Here is a 948-nt window from a genome sequence, read left to right as displayed (position 1 = left end):
CGCGAGCCCGCGGGCCCGCGGCTCGGCCCGGACGCGGTGCGGGCCGCGCGGTTGGTGCTCGTGCCCGGGCTGGCCGCCGACCCGGCCGGCCACCGGCTCGGCCGCGGCGGCGGCTACTACGACCGCACCCTCGACCGCACCACGCCCGGCACGCCACTGGTGGTGCTGCTGCACGACGAGGAACTGCTGCCCGCCGTGCCGAGCGAGCCGCACGACCGGCGGGTGACCGCCGCGCTGCTGCCCGGGAGTGGCGTGCGTCAGCTGGGGAACAACGGATGATCCTCCCGGGTTATGCTGGCACTCTCTGCGTTCGAGTGCCAGATTTCCGAGTGAGGGACTTGTGCCTACCTACCAGTACGCCTGCACCGCCTGTGACCACCGGTTCGAGGCCGTGCAGTCCTTCTCCGACCCGTCCTTGACGGAGTGCCCGAACTGCGCGGGCAAGCTGCGCAAGGTCTTCTCCTCGGTCGGGATCGTGTTCAAGGGCAGCGGCTTCTACCGCACCGACAGTCGCTCCGGGTCGACCAGCAGCGAGGCCCCGGTCAAGAGCGAGAACGGGGCGGCCGCCAAGAGCGAGTCGAGCTCGAAGTCGGACTCCGGCTCGTCGAGCTCCTCGTCGGGCTCGGGCAGCAAGGACACCAGCAGCACGAGCAGCGGGTCGAGCGCACCGGCCGCCGCCGCATCCTGACACGACCGCCCGACGGCGACCGGTCACCACCGGTCGCCGTCGTGCGAGTCATCCACAAGCGGCGAGTTGTCCACAGCCGCTCAAGATCTTTCGTTGCGGGTGCGCGGCCGGCCCTAGCGTCGAAGCATGACCGCTGCACCCGCCCCGCCGTCCCCGTCGGCCACCACCCCGCCCGCACCGGGTGATCCCCGGCGGCGCCCCCGCGGCCGCTGGCCGGCGTGGCTGCGCCGCGGCGGGCCGCCGGGCGGGCTCGGCTGGCG

2 protein-coding genes are annotated in these 948 nt (G+C 73.5%); both read left to right on the top strand.

The window, feature by feature from the left end; all coding sequences use genetic code 11:
• Nucleotides 1–279: 5-formyltetrahydrofolate cyclo-ligase (locus tag KIK08_RS39245; RefSeq protein ID WP_305849636.1), on the top strand; the 279-nt coding region annotated here is incomplete at its 5' end.
• Nucleotides 280–340: 61 nt separating this feature from the next.
• Nucleotides 341–688 carry an FmdB family zinc ribbon protein gene (locus KIK08_RS39240; protein WP_214408363.1) on the top strand — a complete coding sequence of 116 codons (348 nt, stop codon included), beginning with the start codon at nucleotides 341–343 and terminating at the stop codon, nucleotides 686–688.
• Nucleotides 689–948 lie beyond the last annotated feature (260 nt).

It is taken from the genome of Pseudonocardia lacus (assembly GCF_018531445.1).
In the GTDB taxonomy this organism is placed as follows: Bacteria; Actinomycetota; Actinomycetes; order Mycobacteriales; family Pseudonocardiaceae; genus Pseudonocardia; species Pseudonocardia lacus.
This window is presented reverse-complemented; position numbering and strand designations above follow the sequence as displayed.